Origin of the sequence: Castellaniella sp. (assembly GCF_034675905.1) — a bacterium.
In the GTDB taxonomy this organism is placed as follows: Bacteria; Pseudomonadota; Gammaproteobacteria; order Burkholderiales; family Burkholderiaceae_B; genus Castellaniella.
Genome location: NZ_JAUCCV010000001.1, coordinates 97,054 through 114,407, shown reverse-complemented (window position 1 = coordinate 114,407; position 17,354 = coordinate 97,054). Strand labels below are relative to the sequence as shown.

Sequence of the window (17,354 nt, the reverse complement as noted above, 5' to 3'; positions counted from 1 at the left end):
TGTGATCCAGGGCATCGAGCACAGCCAAAGGGGCGGGAATACATTCCCGCCCCTTTTTTCGTCCGTGTGGCGTGTGCAGCTGCCGGAGGCGGGAAATCCGGACCGGATGAATACGGGCGCCCGGATGCCGGGCCCGGCGCAATTGCCTAGTGCGCCAAGCCCGGCAGCATCGCCTTGGCGCCTGCAAACACCATTTCCACGGCGATGGCAGCCAGGATGATGCCCATGACGCGGGCCATGATGACCCGCATCTTGGTGGACAGCAGTTTGCCGATGGATGCGGCGAAGTACAGCACGGCGAACAGGGCGGCCAGGACGGCGACCAGGACGATGCCGAAACCCAGGTATTGGGCCGTCTGACGGGCCTGCGCCCCGTAGATGATCAGGGTGGCGATGGTGCCTGGGCCCACGATCATGGGGAAGGTCAGGGGATAGAAAGCCGGGTTGTCGTCGGCTCCCGCCGCAGCAGCGGCGGCAGTGTTGGCGCTTTTTTCCTGGGTGGCGCGTTCGTGCGACGTGATCGGCTGGCCATTGAGCATGGACATCGCAATACCGATCAGCACGAAGCCGCCCGCCACCCGGAAGGAATCCAGGCTGACGCCGAAAAACCGGATGATGTGGCTGCCCGCCAGGGAAATGATCAGGCACATCACTGCCGTATAGCCCAGAATGGAAATCGCCAGACTGCGCTGTTCCGCCACGGATTTGTGGCTGGTCAGCGCCAGAAACAGCGGCAGCGTGATGAAGGGATTCATGATGGCGAACAGGGCGCCCAGAAATTTGGTGGCGAAGGTGATGTCCATCATGGGCGGGCTGTCGCCCGGAATCCTTGCGTGATTGAGATCGGGCGCCGCACAGTGCGGCGCCCGGATCGCATTTTACATGCCGTTGTAGACAGGGCCTTCGCCGCCCTGCGGTGTGACCCAGACGATGTTCTGGGTCGGATCCTTGATGTCACAGGTCTTGCAGTGGATGCAGTTCTGGGCATTGATCTGCAGCTTGTCTTCGCCCGTGTCTGTTTTGACGAATTCGTAGACCCCCGCCGGGCAGAAACGCGCCTCGGGGCCGCCGAATTTCGCCAGATTGATCTTGACCGGCACGGTATCGTCTTTCAGGGTCAGGTGGCCAGGCTCGTTTTCGTCGTGGTTGGTGTTGGAAATGAACACCGAGCTGAGCCGGTCAAAGGTCAGCTTGCCATCGGGCTTCGGATAGTCGATACGGGCGCATTCGGCTGCCGGTTGCAGACAGGCGTGGTCGGGCTTGGTGCGATGGATGGTCCAGGGGATATTGCCCTTCAGCAGCCATTGCTCGATGCCGGTCATCAGGGTGCCGACGGTGCGGCCCTTTTTGAACCATTGCTTGAAATTGCGCGATTTGTTCAGCTCGGCATGCAGCCAGGAGGCTTCGAAGGCAGCCGGGTAGGCCGCCAGTTCGTCATGGCTGCGGCCGGCGGCCAGAGCGTCGAAGGCGGCTTCGGCAGCCAGCGCGCCGGTCTTGATGGCCGAATGGCTGCCCTTGATGCGTGATGCGTTCAGCACGCCGGCTTCGCAGCCCACCATCACCCCGCCGGGGAAGGTCATTTTCGGCAGCGATAGCAGGCCGCCCGCCGTCAGCGACCGGGCGCCGTAGGCGATGCGCTTGCCGCCTTCCAGGGTCGTGCGAATGGCGGGATGGGTCTTGTAGCGCTGGAATTCTTCAAAGGGCGACAGCCAGGGGTTGGCGTAGTCCAGGCCGACCACCAGGCCGATGGCGACCAGGTTGTCGCCCAGGTGGTACAGAAAGGATCCGCCGTAGGTGTCGGAATCCAGCGGCCAGCCGGCCGTGTGCATGACGGTGCCGGGCCGGGCCTGGGCGGGATCGACTTCCCACAGTTCCTTGATGCCGATCGCGTAGCTTTGCGGATCGCGGTCGGCATCCAGGCGGTATTTTTCGATCAGCTGGCGGCCCAGGTGGCCGCGTGAGCCTTCGGCGAAAATCGTGTAGCGGGCCAGCAGTTCCATGCCGGGCTGATAGGCGTCGGTGTGGCTGCCGTCACGGGCTACGCCCATGTCGCCGGTCAGCACGCCGCGCACGGCGCCCGCTTCGCTGTAGAGGATGTGGGCGGCGGCGAAGCCGGGGAACACGTCCACGCCCAGCGCTTCGGCCTGTTCGCCCAGCCAGCGGGTGACATGGCCCAGGCGTACGATGTGGTTGCCGTGGTTTTTGAAGCAGTCGGGCAGCAGCCAGGCGGGCGTGCTGCGGGAACCCGTTTCCGTCAGGAACAGGAAGCGGTCGTCCTGCACCTCGACGCCCATCGGGGCGCCTTTTTCCTTCCAGTCGGGGATCAGTTCGGTGATCGCCCTGGGGTCCATCACACAGCCTGACAGAATGTGGGCGCCGATTTCGGCCGCCTTTTCCAGGACACAGACGCTGACGTCCTGGCTGCGTTCGGCAGCCAGTTGCTTGAGCCGAATGGCGGCTGCCAAGCCTGCCGGCCCCCCCCCGACGATGACAACGTCGTATTCCATGGATTCACGTTCAGTCATATGGATGGCTCCCGTTTTCTGATGCTTTGATTGCCGGCCATTGTATTGCAGATCGGTATACTGCATTTTTGATTCCGGGGTGTTGCCGCTTCGGAAAAGGGAGGCGTGATGTCCACGGAAGTCATTGATATTCAAACTCCTTCAGGAACGTTTGAAATTCGGATCGAGGTTCGCTGGGGGGATATGGACGCCCTGCGCCACGTCAACAACGTTGCGTACTTCCGTTATTTTGAAGAGGCTCGCGTACGTTTGTTTTCGGCGCTGGAAATGGATGCCTCGCAAGGCCGTTATGGCGTGCTGGCTCACGCCTCGTGTGATTTTCTCAAACCGCTGCTGTATCCTGCCCATATCGTCGTCGGCATGGCATTGCGGCGGATCGGGCGCACCAGTGTCGAACTGGATTGCTGGATCGCCGCAGGGGATGATGCGCAGAACCTGTATGCCAAGGGCCGAAATGTGCTGGTCTGCACGGATGGCGCCACTGGCCGGCCGGTCCCCTGGACTGATGCCGACCGGCAGATGTTGAGCCGCTGCTTTTCAGCATGAGCCGTATTTTTCAGTTCGTCTCAAAGGAAACGTCGTATGGATAAAGTCTATGAAAGCGCTGCCGCCGCCTTGCGGGGGATCGTGGCTGACAATCAGATGATCGCCGTCGGCGGCTTCGGGCTGTGCGGGATTCCCGAAGCCCTGATCGCCGCGTTGCGGGACTCCGGAGTACACGGCCTGACCTGCGTCAGCAATAATGCCGGGGTCGATGATTTCGGCCTGGGGCAGTTGCTGGCCACGCGCCAGATCAAAAAAATGATCGCCTCGTATGTGGGCGAGAACAAGGAATTCGCCCGCCAGTTCATGGCGAACGAACTGGAACTGGAATTCACGCCGCAGGGTACCTTGGCTGAAAAGCTGCGGGCGGGCGGGGCCGGCATTCCGGCATTTTTCACACCCACCGGTGTCGGCACCGTGGTGGCCGATGGCAAGGAAACCCGCGAATTCAATGGCCGCACCTATCTGCTGGAACAGTCCCTGACACCGGACATCTCCTTGGTCAAGGCCTGGAAGGCTGATCGCAGCGGCAATCTGGTATTTCGCCGCACGGCGCGCAACTTCAATCCCAATGTCGCGATGGCGGGCAAGATCACCGTGGCCGAGGTCGAGGAAGTCGTTCCCACCGGGGCCTTTGATCCGGACGAAGTCCACCTGCCGGGCATCTATGTGCACCGCATCGTCCTCAATGCGCATCCTGAAAAGCGCATCGAACAACGCACCATCCGTCAATAAGGGGGCATCATCAATGGCTTGGGATCGTGAACAGATGGCGGCGCGCGCCGCCAAGGAATTACAAGACGGGTTCTATGTGAACCTGGGCATCGGCTTGCCGACCATGGTGGCCAATTACGTGCCGGCGGGCATGGAAGTCTGGCTGCAGTCGGAAAACGGCCTGCTGGGCATCGGCCCGTTTCCCACCGACGATCAGGTGGATGCGGACCTGATCAACGCGGGCAAGCAGACCGTCACCACGCTGCCGGGCTCGTCGATTTTCGCCTCGGCCGATTCGTTCGGCATGATCCGGGGCGGCAAGATCAATTTGGCCATTCTGGGCGCCATGCAGGTCTCCGAAAAGGGCGACCTGGCGAATTGGATGATTCCCGGCAAGATGATCAAAGGCATGGGCGGCGCCATGGATCTGGTGGCGGGCGTAGGCAAGGTCGTGGTCCTGATGGAACACGTCGCCAAAGCCAAGGACGGCGCCGAATCCCTGAAACTGCTGCCTGAATGCACCTTGCCGCTGACGGGCGTGGGCGTGGTCGGCCTGATCATCACCGATCTGGGCGTCATGGAAGTCACGGATGATGGGTTGCGCCTGACCGAATTGGCGCCGGGCGTCACGGTGGATGAGATCCGGGCCAAGACCACCGCCAAACTGGATACGTCCGCCGTCGCTTGAAGGAAACATCGTGACATTGCAGCATTCCCTGGCGACGCCCGCCGATCGCATCGCCGCCTTGCGCGGACAGTTGGCCCTGACAGGCCTGCAGGCCTGCCTGGCGCCCACGGCCGACCCGCACCTGTCGGAATATCTGCCGGCGCATTGGGCCGTCCGCGAATGGCTGTCAGGTTTTGACGGCTCAGCGGGCAGCCTGCTGGTGACGGCGGACTTCGCCGGGCTGTGGACCGACAGTCGCTATTGGGCGCAGGCGCAATCCCAGCTGCAAGGCTCGGGCATCACTTTGATGCGGGCGGGTGCGGCGGATGTGCCCGACATGCTGGATTGGGCCATCGGCCATCTGCATCAGGGGGATCGGCTGGCGGTGGATGGCCGGGTGCTGGATCGGGCCGCAGCCGGGCGCTGGCGCGCGGGGCTGGATGCTGCCGGCGTCAGCCTGGTGCTGGATCGGGATCCGATCGGCGCCGTCTGGGCGGATCGGCCTGCGCTGCCGTCGGCGGCAGTCTTTGAGCACCTGCCGCCGCATGCGTGCCGCAGCCGGGCCGACAATCTGGCGGCGGTGCGTCACGCCATGCAGGCGCACGGCGCCGACCATCATCTGCTGTCTTCGCTGGATGATATTGCCTGGCTGCTGAATCTGCGCGGCGCCGACGTCGATTACAACCCGGTCTTTTTGGCCCATGCGCTGCTGGATGCGCATCAGGTGCGCCTGTATGTGGCGCCGGGTAAAGTCCCGGCGGATCTGGCGGCCCGCCTGGCTGCCGATGGGATCGGATTGCGCGATTACACGGCCCTGGCTGACGACCTGGCGGCGCTGGCTCTCAATGCCACGCTATTGGTGGACCCGGTGAGGGTGACGGCGGGTACGCTGTCGCACGCCCCCCAAGTCCATGTGATCGAAGCCATCAATCCGTCGCAGCTGCTGAAATCCGTTAAGAACGCCGCCGAGGCTGACAATATCCGTCAGGCCATGGCCCAGGATGGCGCCGCCCTGTGCGAATTTTTCGCCTGGTTCGAATCCGCCCAATCCGCGGGCGATCGCGTCACCGAGATCGATGTGGACACCCGCCTGTCGGCGGCCCGCGCCCGGCGGCCGGGTTTCGTCAGCCTCAGCTTCTCGACCATTGCGGGTTTCAATGCCAACGGCGCCATGCCGCACTACCGGGCAACTGAATCGTCGCATGCCGAGATCCAGGGCGACGGTCTGCTGCTGATCGATTCCGGCGGCCAGTATCTGGGCGGCACCACCGATATCACGCGCGTCGTGCCAGTGGGTACGCCGTCTGCCGCCCAGCGGGCGGACTATACCGCCGTGCTGCAGGCGCATATCGCCTTGGCGCGGGCGCAGTTCCCGGTGGATACGGCATCTTCGGTGCTGGATGCCGTGGCCCGCATGCCCTTGTGGCGCCGGGGCCTGGATTACGGTCACGGCACGGGGCACGGGGTGGGGTATTTCCTGAACGTGCACGAAGGTCCGCAGTCGATCTCGGTGCGGGGACATATGCGAGCGCACCAGGGCATGCAGGCGGGCATGCTGACGTCCAATGAACCCGGCCTGTACCGTGACGGAAAATGGGGCATCCGCATCGAAAACCTGGTGCTGGCGGTACCTGCGGCCCAGACCGCCTTTGGTTCTTTCCTGGGCTTTGAAACCGTCACGATGTGTCCCATCGACACCCGCTGCGTGGTGCGTGAACTGCTGTCGGCCGATGAAATCAATTGGCTGGACGGCTATCACCGTCAGGTGCGCGAACGCCTGCTGCCCCTGGTGGACGGCGCGGCCCGCGATTGGCTGCTGGCGCGCACCGAGCCCCTGTGAGCCTTGGCGCCGCGCCGGTCTTTTGCTGATCGGCGTCGGCTCGGCCGCATTATTTTGATGCCGGATCAGGCTGCCCGCGGGCAGCGTCGCGGAAAAACTTCCAGAGCGCCGGGCTGGCGGAATAGGCTACATTGAACCGCAACCAGCCTTCGTCGCGCCGGTCAGGATAGAAATACGCCCCCGGCGCCAGCCAGATGCCGACTTTTAAGGCCTGGGCGGCCAGGCCGATGGTTCCTTCAGGGTGGTCGATCGCCGTGCGGGGCCGCGCCCACAGAAACAGGCCGGCGCCGGGTTCATGAGCGATGTCGAAATCGGCGTCGTGCATCTTCTGGCAGACCAGGTCGTGCGCTGCGCCCAGGCGTTCCCGTACGTTGCGCAGATAGACGCCCTGGCGACCGTCGCGCAGCACCTGGTAGGCCGTGCGTTCCATGATTTCCGCAGACGTCAGCCCCAGAGACATCTTGGTCCGGGCGCAGCGCTGCAGCAGGTCCGGCTCGCACAGCAGATAGCCGACCCGCAGGGACGGCATCACGCTTTTGGCGAAACCCGAGATATAGACGACACGCCGTGTGCTGGCCAAAGCGGTCAGCAGCGGCGCGGGCTCCTGCAGCAGTTCGCGTGAGACGTCGTCTTCCACGACCAGCAGGTTGTGGCGTTCCGCCTGCTGCAGCAGGCGGAAGGCGCCGGCCATGCTGAAACTGGCGCCGGTCGGATTTTGCAGGACGGTGGTGACGAATACGGCGCGCAGCGCGTGTGTTCGGGCCAGCGTGTCCAGGGTTTCCTCGTGCAGTCCATCCGGGGTGCGCGGCACTCCGTGCGTGACGATGCCGTTCATGGCCAGGAGTTGCAGCAGATTGGCATAGCAGGGGATTTCGACGGCGACGTGGTCCCCGGGTTTGAGCGCGGTGCGGATCACGATATCCAGCGCCTGTGTCGCGCCGTGGGTCAGCAGGACCTGCCCGGCGTCTGCTTCCAGGCCGTAGCCGTTCAAGTGGCGGGCGATGTGTTCACGCAAAGGGTGGTAGCCCAAGGGGTGGCCGTATGAGGCCATCTGGCCCACAGGTACCCGCGCCAACTGGCGCAGAGCGTGCTGCAGGCCGGTTTCGTTGTGCCAGTCGGGAGGCAACCAGCCGCAGCCCGCCTTGATCGAGATCGAGTGGTCGGCAAAGACATCGGACAGCAGCCAGGACGGGCCTACCGGCGGGATGGTCCAGGCGGCGGTCTGCGGGCGGGCAAGGAGCTGCCGGGCGATGCGGTAGTCGATGCCGGGCCGGGATTGCAGCCGTCCTTGCGCGGTCAGCCGGTTGTAGGCGGCCATGACGGTAAAGGTGGACAGACGATGGTCGCGCGCGAATTGCCGGATCGAGGGCAGCGCCATGCCGGGGCGCAGAATGCGATCCCGGATGGCCTGATCGATGGCGGCGACCGTCTGATCGACCAGGGTTTGGCCGTCGGGCGAACGGCGCCGGGGGGTGAACAGGATCATGGCCTGTGCCTGCAACGATAAGAGGTAGGGCAGCCATCTATCGGGCTGAACCAATACAGTAGTGTGGGTGCGGCCCGTGCAACCAATACAGTCGCGTGGATGCAGCCAATACAGTTATGAACTCATCCTAACACCGTGACTGTCTTTTGCGCTACTGCCAGCCCAGAATGGATTCCATCCTATCCGGTTTTCCGCTTTTGTGAGGTCACATCATGAGTGCTGATACTGCAGCTCCGCTGGATTTATCCCATCTGTGGATGCCTTTTACCGCGAATCGCCAATTCAAGGCCCATCCGCGCCTGCTGGCATCCGCCGAAGGGATGTACTACACCGCTACGGATGGCCATCGGATTCTGGATGGAACCGCCGGCCTGTGGTGCGTCAATGCCGGTCATGGCCGCAAGCCCATCGTCCAGGCCCTGCATCGCCAGGCGGAAAAGCTGGATTATGCGTCCAGCTTCAATATCGGGCACGAGGATTCCTTCCGGGCCGCCAGCGAAGTGTCGGCCATGATGCCCCAGGGCATGGACCGCATCTTTTTTACCAATTCAGGCTCGGAGTCGGTCGATACGGCGCTGAAGATGGCGCTGGCCTATCACCGAGCCCGAGGCGAAGGCCAGCGCACGCGGCTGATCGGGCGTGAGCGTGGCTACCACGGCGTTGGTTTCGGCGGTATTTCGGTCGGCGGCATTTCCCCCAATCGCAAGGCGTTTTCCGGCGTGCTGCTGCCAGGAGTGGATCACCTGCCGCATACGCATGATCTGGAACACAACGCCTTTTCGCGAGGCCAGCCGGCCTGGGGCGGCGAGCATTTCGCCGATGCCCTGGAAGGCATCATCGCCTTGCATGATGCATCTACCATTGCTGCAGTGATCGTGGAACCCCTGGCTGGATCCACTGGAGTGCTGTTGCCGCCCAAGGGCTACCTGGAAAGGCTGCGGGCGATCACCGAAAAGCATGGCATCCTGCTGATCTTCGATGAGGTCATCACCGGCTTTGGCCGCCTGGGCGCAGCGACCGCCAGCGATTTCTTCGGCGTCAAACCAGACCTGATCACATTCGCCAAGGGCGTGTGCAACGCCGCCGTACCTGCCGGCGGCGTGGCCGTGCGCCGTGAAATCTACGACACGGTCGTCGACGCCAGCCAGGGCGGTATTGAATTCTTTCATGGCTACACGTTTTCGGCTCACCCGATGGCGACCGCCGCGATCCTGTCCACGCTGGGGATCTATCGCGACGAAGACCTGTTCAATCGCGCCAAGGGCCTGTCCAAACCTTTTGAAGACGCCGCGCATGCGCTCAAGGGCAAGCGGCACGTGATCGACGTCCGCAACCTGGGGCTGGTCGCCGGCATCGAACTGACGCCGCGCCCCGGAAAACCCGGCGCACGCGCCTCTGAAGTCTTCAGCAAATGCTTCGACAAGGGGGTGCTGGTGCGCTATACGGGTGACATCATTGCCATTTCGCCGCCGCTCATCATCGAGGAAAAGCAGATCGCGCAGATCTTCGAGACGATCAGCCGCGTGTTGACGACGGTGGACTGATCGATCATCGACGCGTGTCGGGCAGGCGGGCCGGCACAGAGGAAGACTCGCGCAGCCGCTGCGGGCCGGTCGGTCGTCGAACCGCCGTTTCAGCAATCCGGAGGCCGGGGCATAGGACCCCGGCTTTTTTCTGTATAATTGCATAGCTATACTATATAGTTAGTCAAAAAGGCATGGACGAACACATCGCAGATGGCTCCCAGGTCGGGACGGAATTGCTGGACCGCATCGTGCGTTTGAATCGCTGGGTCACGCATCACACCAACTGGACGGTGCCGCTCGCGCAGGCGCGGGCGATGTCGCAGATCCGTGAGCTGGGGTCAGCACGTGTCAGCCAGCTGGCGCAGCTGGAACACTGCAGCCAACCGACCATGACTACGCTGGTGCAGCGCCTGCAGGAGCAGGGCCTAGTGGCCCGCACGGCCGACCCCGACGACGCCCGGGCCACCCGGATTTCCCTGACGCCGCAGGGCCTGCGGGTGCTGGCCGATCTGCGCCAGGAACGCGCCCGCGTCGTGGAATCCCTGGTGACCGATTTGCACCCGGCCCAGCGTCAGGGCCTGCAGCAGGCCCTGCAGGCCCTGACGGGTTTGCTCGACACGGCCTATCGTCAGTCTTCCCCTCTCTCCCACGACATCGAACCTCTCAGCAAGGGATCCTCCGCATCATGAACTTATTGCGACAACCCAAGGCCGTGCTGGCCGTCGCCTTCGCCTGCGTCATCGCCTTCATGGGTATCGGCCTGGTCGATCCCATCCTCAAGCCCATCGCCGATTCCCTGGGGGCTACGCCTTCGCAGACTTCGCTGCTGTTCACCAGCTATATGGCCATCATGGGCCTGGCCATGTTGATCACCAGCGTGGTGTCCAGCCGCCTGGGGGTCAAGCGCACCCTGTTGCTGGGCCTGGCGGTCATCATCGTCGGGGCTGGGCTGGCGGGGATGTCCGATTCGGTCATGGAAATCGTTGGCTACCGCGCCGTCTGGGGGCTGGGCAATGCACTGTTCGTCGCCACGGCGCTGGCGGCCATCGTCAGTGCATCCCGGGGTTCGGTGCGTGACGCCGTCATTTTTTACGAAGCCGCGCTGGGCGTGGGCATCGCCGCTGGCCCGCTGATCGGCGGCGTGCTGGGGTCGATTTCCTGGCGCGGGCCATTCTTTGGCGTGGCCGTGCTGCTGACCAGCCGCCGCCACCTGCGCCACGTCGACGAATCGCACGATCTGTCGGCCGTGTCGGCCGATGCCCAGACAGTTCCCGCAGTGGAGCCTGCACTGGCCAAGGCGTGAGGAGATATGCTCAGCTTTGCTGCATGCGTGAACGCCAATATGCGGGGCTGCGGTGGAGATGAGCTATCGCGACGACCACGATTTCTCGTGCTGCCGGTGCGTAAATAACCCCATAGGGGAAGCGGTGCAATTGGCATCGCCGGATATGCTCAGTCAGGGGAGACCAGGCCATGGGAAATGCCTGGATGCGCTCAATGGCTTGCCACGCCTCGTGCCTGAACGCGTCACCCAGACCGGGGCGCTCATGATTGTAATAACCGATTGCTTCGGCCAGTTCTTGCTGCGCTGGCTGCAGCAGCCAGATTTTCAAAGCGGCTGGCCCAGGTCCGAAAACGCCGTCTTGGCGTCAATGGCAGTCAGTTCACCGGAATGGTATGCCGCTATGCGGTCTTGTGCCTCCTGAACCCATAGCGCGTCCACGCTCGGGTCGGGTTGGTCGAGGCTGCCAATCAGGCTTTCGACCAATGCGGCACGGTCGTTGGGGGAAAGTCGCAGAGCGTCTTTCAGTATGGATTTCACCAGAGTCGTCATCGTTGTCCCCCGTAGTGCCTCATGGTCATTCTACCGTGTGTGGTCAGAGCGGGAACCTGTGTGATCTGTCTTCTTGTATTTCCCGCGATTTTGCTGCCCATTGACGATATGGCAAGCAGCATTACGCCAGCCAGCGCCTGAGCCAGGCGATACTGCGGCGCCGGCTGCTCGGGCTTCCTATCCTGAAGCCATCAGCTTCACCGCCAATAGCGTCATTATCAAGCCGACCAGCAGGTCCAGCACGCGCCACGCTACGGGACGGGCGAACAGCGGGCGCAGCAGTCGGGCGCCGAAACCCAGCGCAAAGAAGAACAAGAAGGATGCCGTGATCGCTCCCAAGCCGAACCGGTATCGGTCAGGGCCGTAATTTGTGGAGACCGAGCCCAGCAGCACGACGGTGTCCAGGTAGACATGCGGATTCAGCCAGGTAAATGCCAGGCAGGTGGTGACCGTAGCGGACAGGCTGCTGGTCCCGGTCTGTGCCGGGTTCAATGCCGAACGGTTGGTGATCGCCGCCCAGAAGCTCTTGATGGCATAGGCAGCCAGGAAAAGGGCGCCCGCCCGGCTCATGATGGTCTGGATGCCTGGGGCCGCGGCAATCAGTGCGCCGAACCCGGCGACTCCCGCCATGATCAAGAGGGTGTCGGACAGGGCGCAGGTCAGGCTGACGGCCAGCACGTGCCGCTTTTGCAAACCCTGCTTCAGGACGAAGGCATTCTGCGCGCCAATGGCGGCGATCAGGCCAAGCCCGAGGAAAAATCCGGAGATAAAGCCATTCATGTGCGTGCCGTGCTGATGTGCTGGGTGTGAAATGCTACACGTATCCGGGGTTTGGGGAAGCGCTGGCCGAGGCAGTCACAGGATGTCGCCCGGCGACCAGATCAGAGTGGTTATAATCTCAATTTCCCGCTGCGCCCGTCCACACCGGGCACCTATGAAATGACCAAATACGTATTCGTCACAGGGGGGGTCGTATCCTCTCTGGGCAAAGGCATTGCTGCGGCCTCCCTGGCCGCAATTTTGGAATCCCGCGGGCTGCGGGTCACGATGCTGAAACTGGATCCCTACATCAATGTGGATCCCGGCACCATGAGCCCCTTTCAACATGGCGAGGTCTTCGTCACCGAAGACGGCGCTGAAACCGACCTGGACCTGGGCCACTACGAACGTTTCGTATCCGCCCGGATGCACAAGGTCAACAACTTCACCACCGGCCAGATCTACGAATCCGTGCTGCGTAAAGAACGCCGGGGCGATTACCTGGGCAAGACCGTGCAGGTCATCCCCCACATCACCAATGAAATCCAGGATTTTGTCGCCCGGGGCGCGAAGGCCGCCTACAACGGCCAGGCCGACATTGCCATCGTGGAAATCGGCGGCACGGTAGGCGACATCGAATCGCTGCCTTTCCTGGAAGCCGTGCGCCAGATGAGCCTGCGCCTGGGCCGCAATCAGTGTGCTTTCGTGCACCTGACGCTGGTGCCGTTCATTGCCTCGGCAGGTGAACTGAAAACCAAACCCACCCAGCATTCCGTGCAAAAGCTGCGTGAAATCGGCATCTATCCCAATGCCCTGTTGTGCCGCGCCGACCGCCCCGTGCCGGATGACGAGCGCGCCAAGATTTCCCTGTTTTCCAACGTGCCCCTGGATGCGGTGATTTCCGTCTGGGATGCGGATTCGATCTATAAGATCCCGGCCATGCTGCATCGCCAGGGCTTGGATAGCCTGGTGTGCGACGCGCTGGCCATTACGCCGCCGCCCGCCGACCTGACGGTCTGGGACCGCCTGGTCCATGACCTGGAAAATCCCAAGGAATCCATCACCATCGGCATGGTGGGCAAATATGTCGATCTGACCGAATCCTACAAGTCCTTGTCCGAAGCCCTGGTGCATGCCGGCATCCACACGCATTCGCGGGTACACATCGAATATCTGGATTCCGAGGAAATCGAAACCCAGGGCACCGGCTGCCTGGCGGGTCTGGATGCCATCCTGGTGCCGGGCGGTTTCGGCAAGCGCGGCACGGAAGGCAAGATCAAAGCCATCCAGTATGCTCGTGAACACGGTATTCCCTATCTGGGCATCTGCCTGGGCATGCAGCTGGCCGTGGTGGAATTCGCCCGCCATGTCGCCGGTCTGGGCGGGGCCAACAGCACGGAATTCGATCCGTCCGCTGCGCACCCGGTGGTGGCGCTGATCACCGAATGGCAGGACCGCGAAGGCCGGATCGAAAAACGCGACGCCGCGTCCGATCTGGGCGGCACCATGCGCAAGGGCGCGCAGCGCTGCCCGGTGAAACCCGGCACGCGGGCTTTCGATATCTACGGGGCCGAAGTCAACGAACGCCATCGCCACCGCTACGAGGTCAACAACGTCTACGTGAACCGTCTGGAAGAAGCCGGCATGGTCATCAGCGCCCGCACGCCGACGGAAAATCTGCCGGAAATCATGGAAATCCCCAGCCATCCCTGGTTTGTAGGGGTGCAGTTCCATCCGGAATTCACGTCTACGCCGCGTGACGGCCATCCGTTGTTCAGCAGCTATATCCAGGCGGCGCTGGCCTATCAGAAAAGCCAAAGCAGTCTGAAAACCAAGGGGTAGCACCATGCAACTGTGTCATTTCCAGGCGGGTCAGGATCAGCCGCTGTTTCTGATCGCGGGTCCTTGCGTGATCGAGTCGCGCGAACTGGCCTTTGAAACCGCGGGTATCCTGCAGGAAATGACGCGGGCGCTGGGCATTCCCTTTATCTACAAAAGCTCCTTCGACAAGGCCAACCGCAGTTCGGGTTCGTCTTTTCGGGGGCCAGGCATGGACGAAGGCCTGAAGATCCTGGAAGACGTGCGCAAGCAATTGGGCGTGCCGGTGCTGACCGACGTGCACGAAACCGGCCAGGCGCGCGAGGTCGCCGCGGTCGTGGACGTGCTGCAGACGCCCGCCTTCCTGTGCCGCCAGACCGATTTCATCCAGGCCTGCGCCGCCACCCTGAAGCCTGTCAATATCAAAAAGGGCCAGTTTCTGGCTCCGGAAGACATGAAGCAGGTGGTGTCCAAGGCCCGCGACGCCGCTATCCAGGCGGGTGGCGACGGCCAGAACATCATGGTCTGTGAACGCGGTGCGTCTTTCGGTTATCACAATCTGGTGTCCGACATGCGCTCGCTGGCCATCATGCGCGATACGCATTGCCCGGTCGTGTTCGACGCCACGCATTCGGTGCAGCTGCCCGGCGGTCAGGGCACGCATTCGGGCGGACAGCGCGAATTCGTGCCGGTGCTGGCGCGCGCCGCCGTGGCAGTGGGCGTGGCCGGGGTCTTTATGGAAACCCATCCGAACCCGGAAAAAGCCCTGTCCGACGGCCCCAACGCCGTGCCGCTGGGCAAGATGCGGGTCTTGCTGGAAACCCTGGTGGCCCTGGATCGTTGCGTCAAGCAGGGCGGGGCGCTGAATCTGGTGTTGTAGGCGACGCCCGATCTGTTCAGTGCGTACTTTCTGTATAGAGCGCACAGCCCACGGGGCCGTCATTCCGAAGTAGACTGACCCCAGGGAAACCCCGCTACAATAGCGGGGTTTCATTTTTCACCCACCCACCCCCAAACAGGCAGGACGGTCATAGCATGAGTGCAATCGTAGACATCATCGGACGCGAAATTCTGGATTCGCGCGGCAACCCCACCGTAGAATGCGACGTCTTGCTGGAATCCGGCGCCATGGGCCGCGCGGCGGTGCCTTCAGGGGCGTCGACCGGTTCGCGCGAAGCCATCGAATTGCGCGACGGCGACAAATCCCGCTACCTGGGCAAAGGTGTGCTGCGGGCAGTGGAACACATCAATACCGAAATCTCTGAAGCCTTGATGGGCCTGGATGCGCAGGAACAGACCTTTATCGATCGCACCCTGATCGATCTGGACGGCACCGAGGATAAAAGCCGCCTGGGCGCCAACGCCATTCTGGCCGCCAGCATGGCGGTCGCCAAGGCCGCCGCCGACGATGCCGGCCTATCCCTGTACCGTTATTTCGGCGGCAGCGGCCCCATGCAGATGCCGGTGCCCATGATGAACGTCATCAATGGCGGGGCGCATGCCAACAACACCCTGGATCTGCAGGAATTCATGATTCTGCCGGTGGGGGCGTCCAGCTTCCGCGAGGCCCTGCGCATGGGGGCTGAAATCTTCCATGCCCTGAAAAAGATCATCGGCGACCAAGGCATGTCCACGGCTGTGGGCGACGAGGGCGGTTTCGCCCCCAATGTCGCCAATCACGAAGCCGCCATCGAACTGATCTTGCAGGCCATCAGCGCCGCCGGCTACGAGGCCGGTTCCCAGGTCGTGCTGGGTCTGGACTGCGCCAGCTCCGAATTCTATCGGGACGGCAAATATCATTTGGCGGGTGAAGGCGGCATCGCCCTGAATTCCCAGGACTTCGCCAATCTGCTGGCGTCCTGGTGCGACAAATATCCGATCGTCTCCATCGAGGACGGCATGGCCGAAGACGACTGGGAAGGCTGGCGCATCCTGACCGAGCAGTTGGGCCGCAAAGTCCAGCTGGTGGGCGACGACCTGTTCGTCACCAATACCAAGATCCTGAAAAAAGGCATCGACCAGGGCATCGCCAATTCGATCCTGATCAAGATCAACCAGATCGGCACGCTGACGGAAACCTTCGCCGCCATCGAGATGGCCAAACGCGCCGGCTACACAGCGGTGATTTCACACCGCTCGGGTGAAACCGAAGACTCCACCATTGCCGACATCGCCGTGGCCACCAACGCCATGCAGATCAAGACCGGTTCTTTGTCGCGATCCGACCGCATGGCGAAATACAACCAGTTGCTGCGCATCGAGGAAGAACTGGCCGAAGTCGCTGCTTATCCGGGCGCATCGGCCTTCTACAACCTGCGCTGATTCCCTAGGCCATGCGCCTGCTCAGCCTGGTCTTGCTGGCCCTGATGCTGGCTACCCAGTACCCTCTGTGGTGGGGGAAAGGCGGCTGGCTGAAGGTCCGCGACCTGCAGGCGCAGGTGCAGCAGGAAACCGATAACAATCAGGCGCTGATGGCCCGCAACAATGCTTTGCAGGCCGAAGTCCAGGATCTGAAGACCGGGATATCGGCGCTCGAAGAGCGCGCCCGCAACGAATTGAACATGATTCGCGACGGCGAGTATTTCGTCCAGATCCTGCCGCGGCCTTCGGGGAAAAAGTAAATCGTCAGGGCGTGCAGATGCCGGGGGCTTCGCCGCCGGCTTTCTGGTCGCCGCTTCCTGGTGCATCCGGCGGATCGGCCTGGGGCGGGTAGGCGGGCGTTTCCGGCGCGGCGCCGGGGCTCGTCTGCTCGGGCGGCTGGCTTGGAAGTTCCCTATGGGGATCGATGGGCGTGATGCCTGGTGGTGATCCCGCCTGAAGATCGCCGGATGCATCTGCGGGCGCCGCGTGCCGCACCCGCCCATCGGGCAGATCCGGCCACGCTGCCGGATGGGATTGCATGACCATGCGGATGCGCCGCCGAAAAGGCAGATAGCCGCTTTGCATCATCTGCCGGCCGATAGGGTCGCCGTGTATCGGCGCCAGAGCGCGGACGATCGCGGCCACGCCGGGCAGCATCGGTGCTTGCGGCCACCATAGATCCATCAGCAGTGTATTGGCCTGAAAGATCGTTGCGTCCGATTGCGGCCCGCGCCCCTGGGGCCAGCCCTGGCGGATGCGGCGCGCCTGTTGCTGCGCCTGGTAATCATTGCGGATCAAGGCTTGTCCCGGGTGCTGACGCGGGCCGTTCAGGGATGCGTCGGCATGATCTCGGAAGGCGGCGGGTGCAGGCTGCAGGATGTGAATCCGCCAGGGCGCGCCCAATCGCTGCCGTCGGGTTTGCAGTGCATGCGTCAGGGCGGCAGGCTGGATGTAGAGCTGGCGCAGCCCTTGTTCAAAGGCATCTGCGATGGCCTGGGGACGCGCCTGGCGGGTGGCGCCCGCGCGGGCGGCATCCATCAGGGCCAGGCTGAGCGTTTGGCGCAGGCTCATCCAGTGCGCCAGTTCGACGCCCCCCATGCCCAGGCTCAGGATGGGGATCAGCACCGCCAGAAAACCGGCCATGCCAGCGCCGCATTGGGATGGCTTGGCGGCGGGTAGCCGTGTCAGGCGGGTGCTGGAATGTGCGGTCGGAGTTGCCGGATAGCGCGCCATGAGGGCCTGCCTCGTGCCTGTGAAGGGATGAGGGGCAGTATGGCCCGG

General features: G+C 62.9%; 18 protein-coding genes. 11 read left to right on the top strand and 7 right to left on the bottom strand.

The window, feature by feature from the left end:
- Positions 1-146 precede the first annotated feature (146 nt).
- Both VDP79_RS00560 and VDP79_RS00555 read right to left on the bottom strand, forming a co-directional pair.
- The gene (locus VDP79_RS00560; protein ID WP_323016287.1) at positions 147-806 is read right to left on the bottom strand and encodes a MarC family protein; all 660 of its coding nucleotides are present in this window, start codon (positions 804-806) and stop codon (positions 147-149) included.
- A gap of 72 nt (positions 807-878) precedes the next feature.
- Positions 879-2,525 (bottom strand): electron transfer flavoprotein-ubiquinone oxidoreductase, encoded by a 1,647-nt coding sequence (locus VDP79_RS00555; protein WP_323016286.1) that lies wholly within the window; start codon positions 2,523-2,525, stop codon positions 879-881.
- 108 nt (positions 2,526-2,633) lie between these two features.
- On the opposite strand from VDP79_RS00555, the gene VDP79_RS00550 reads away from it, so the two are divergent.
- The 4 genes from VDP79_RS00550 to VDP79_RS00535 are packed head-to-tail and all read left to right on the top strand — an operon-like array spanning position 2,634 to position 6,289.
- Entirely contained in the window at positions 2,634-3,071 is a 438-nt protein-coding gene (locus tag VDP79_RS00550) for a thioesterase family protein (protein WP_323016285.1), read from the top strand.
- Positions 3,072-3,107: 36 nt separating this feature from the next.
- Positions 3,108-3,803: a CoA transferase subunit A gene (locus tag VDP79_RS00545; protein WP_323016284.1), complete on the top strand. Its 696-nt coding sequence runs from the start codon at positions 3,108-3,110 to the stop codon at positions 3,801-3,803.
- 13 nt (positions 3,804-3,816) lie between these two features.
- Entirely contained in the window at positions 3,817-4,470 is a 654-nt protein-coding gene (locus VDP79_RS00540) for a CoA transferase subunit B (protein ID WP_323016283.1), read from the top strand.
- A gap of 28 nt (positions 4,471-4,498) precedes the next feature.
- Positions 4,499-6,289 carry an aminopeptidase P family protein gene (locus VDP79_RS00535; RefSeq protein ID WP_323016340.1) on the top strand — a complete coding sequence of 597 codons (1,791 nt, stop codon included), beginning with the start codon at positions 4,499-4,501 and terminating at the stop codon, positions 6,287-6,289.
- A gap of 49 nt (positions 6,290-6,338) precedes the next feature.
- Here VDP79_RS00535 and VDP79_RS00530 read toward each other — a convergent pair whose 3' ends face one another.
- Positions 6,339-7,775: a PLP-dependent aminotransferase family protein gene (locus tag VDP79_RS00530; RefSeq protein ID WP_323016282.1), complete on the bottom strand. Its 1,437-nt coding sequence runs from the start codon at positions 7,773-7,775 to the stop codon at positions 6,339-6,341.
- Positions 7,776-8,032: 257 nt separating this feature from the next.
- Here VDP79_RS00530 and VDP79_RS00525 point away from each other — a divergent pair, with 257 nt between their 5' ends.
- The 3 genes from VDP79_RS00525 to VDP79_RS00515 all read left to right on the top strand — a co-directional run bounded on the left by VDP79_RS00525 (position 8,033) and on the right by VDP79_RS00515 (position 10,604).
- On the top strand, positions 8,033-9,319 hold the full coding sequence (locus VDP79_RS00525; RefSeq protein WP_323016339.1) for an aspartate aminotransferase family protein: 1,287 nt from the start codon (positions 8,033-8,035) through the stop codon (positions 9,317-9,319).
- 173 nt (positions 9,320-9,492) lie between these two features.
- Positions 9,493-9,990 carry a MarR family winged helix-turn-helix transcriptional regulator gene (locus VDP79_RS00520; protein WP_323016281.1) on the top strand — a complete coding sequence of 166 codons (498 nt, stop codon included), beginning with the start codon at positions 9,493-9,495 and terminating at the stop codon, positions 9,988-9,990.
- A complete protein-coding gene (locus VDP79_RS00515; protein WP_323016280.1) occupies positions 9,987-10,604 on the top strand; it encodes an MFS transporter in 618 nt (205 codons plus the stop codon). Before VDP79_RS00520 ends, VDP79_RS00515 begins: the two co-directional genes overlap by 4 nt.
- Before the next feature lie 10 nt (positions 10,605-10,614).
- Here the strand turns inward: VDP79_RS00515 and VDP79_RS00510 are convergent, their stop codons facing one another.
- From VDP79_RS00510 to VDP79_RS00500, 3 genes are all read right to left on the bottom strand, one after another.
- Entirely contained in the window at positions 10,615-10,914 is a 300-nt protein-coding gene (locus tag VDP79_RS00510) for a type II toxin-antitoxin system RelE/ParE family toxin (RefSeq protein ID WP_323016279.1), read from the bottom strand.
- Positions 10,911-11,135 carry an addiction module protein gene (locus VDP79_RS00505; RefSeq protein ID WP_323016278.1) on the bottom strand — a complete coding sequence of 75 codons (225 nt, stop codon included), beginning with the start codon at positions 11,133-11,135 and terminating at the stop codon, positions 10,911-10,913. The genes VDP79_RS00510 and VDP79_RS00505 overlap by 4 nt, the downstream gene beginning before the upstream one ends.
- Positions 11,136-11,312: 177 nt before the next feature.
- The gene (locus VDP79_RS00500) at positions 11,313-11,915 is read right to left on the bottom strand and encodes a LysE/ArgO family amino acid transporter (protein WP_323016277.1); all 603 of its coding nucleotides are present in this window, start codon (positions 11,913-11,915) and stop codon (positions 11,313-11,315) included.
- Positions 11,916-12,074: 159 nt separating this feature from the next.
- Here VDP79_RS00500 and VDP79_RS00495 point away from each other — a divergent pair, with 159 nt between their 5' ends.
- The 4 genes from VDP79_RS00495 to ftsB all read left to right on the top strand — a co-directional run bounded on the left by VDP79_RS00495 (position 12,075) and on the right by ftsB (position 16,333).
- Complete coding sequence (locus tag VDP79_RS00495) at positions 12,075-13,736, top strand: CTP synthase (RefSeq protein ID WP_323016276.1); 1,662 nt, start codon at positions 12,075-12,077, stop codon at positions 13,734-13,736.
- A gap of 4 nt (positions 13,737-13,740) precedes the next feature.
- Positions 13,741-14,592, top strand: a complete 852-nt coding sequence (gene kdsA / locus VDP79_RS00490) for a 3-deoxy-8-phosphooctulonate synthase (protein ID WP_323016275.1) — start codon at positions 13,741-13,743, stop codon at positions 14,590-14,592.
- Between the two features lie 155 nt (positions 14,593-14,747).
- Complete coding sequence (gene eno, locus VDP79_RS00485) at positions 14,748-16,034, top strand: phosphopyruvate hydratase (protein ID WP_323016274.1); 1,287 nt, start codon at positions 14,748-14,750, stop codon at positions 16,032-16,034.
- An 11-nt stretch (positions 16,035-16,045) separates the two neighbouring features.
- Positions 16,046-16,333 (top strand): cell division protein FtsB, encoded by a 288-nt coding sequence (gene ftsB / locus VDP79_RS00480; RefSeq protein ID WP_323016273.1) that lies wholly within the window; start codon positions 16,046-16,048, stop codon positions 16,331-16,333.
- A gap of 4 nt (positions 16,334-16,337) precedes the next feature.
- On the opposite strand, the gene VDP79_RS00475 is transcribed toward ftsB, so the two are convergent.
- On the bottom strand, positions 16,338-17,306 hold the full coding sequence (locus tag VDP79_RS00475) for a hypothetical protein (protein WP_323016272.1): 969 nt from the start codon (positions 17,304-17,306) through the stop codon (positions 16,338-16,340).
- Positions 17,307-17,354: the final 48 nt, after the last annotated feature.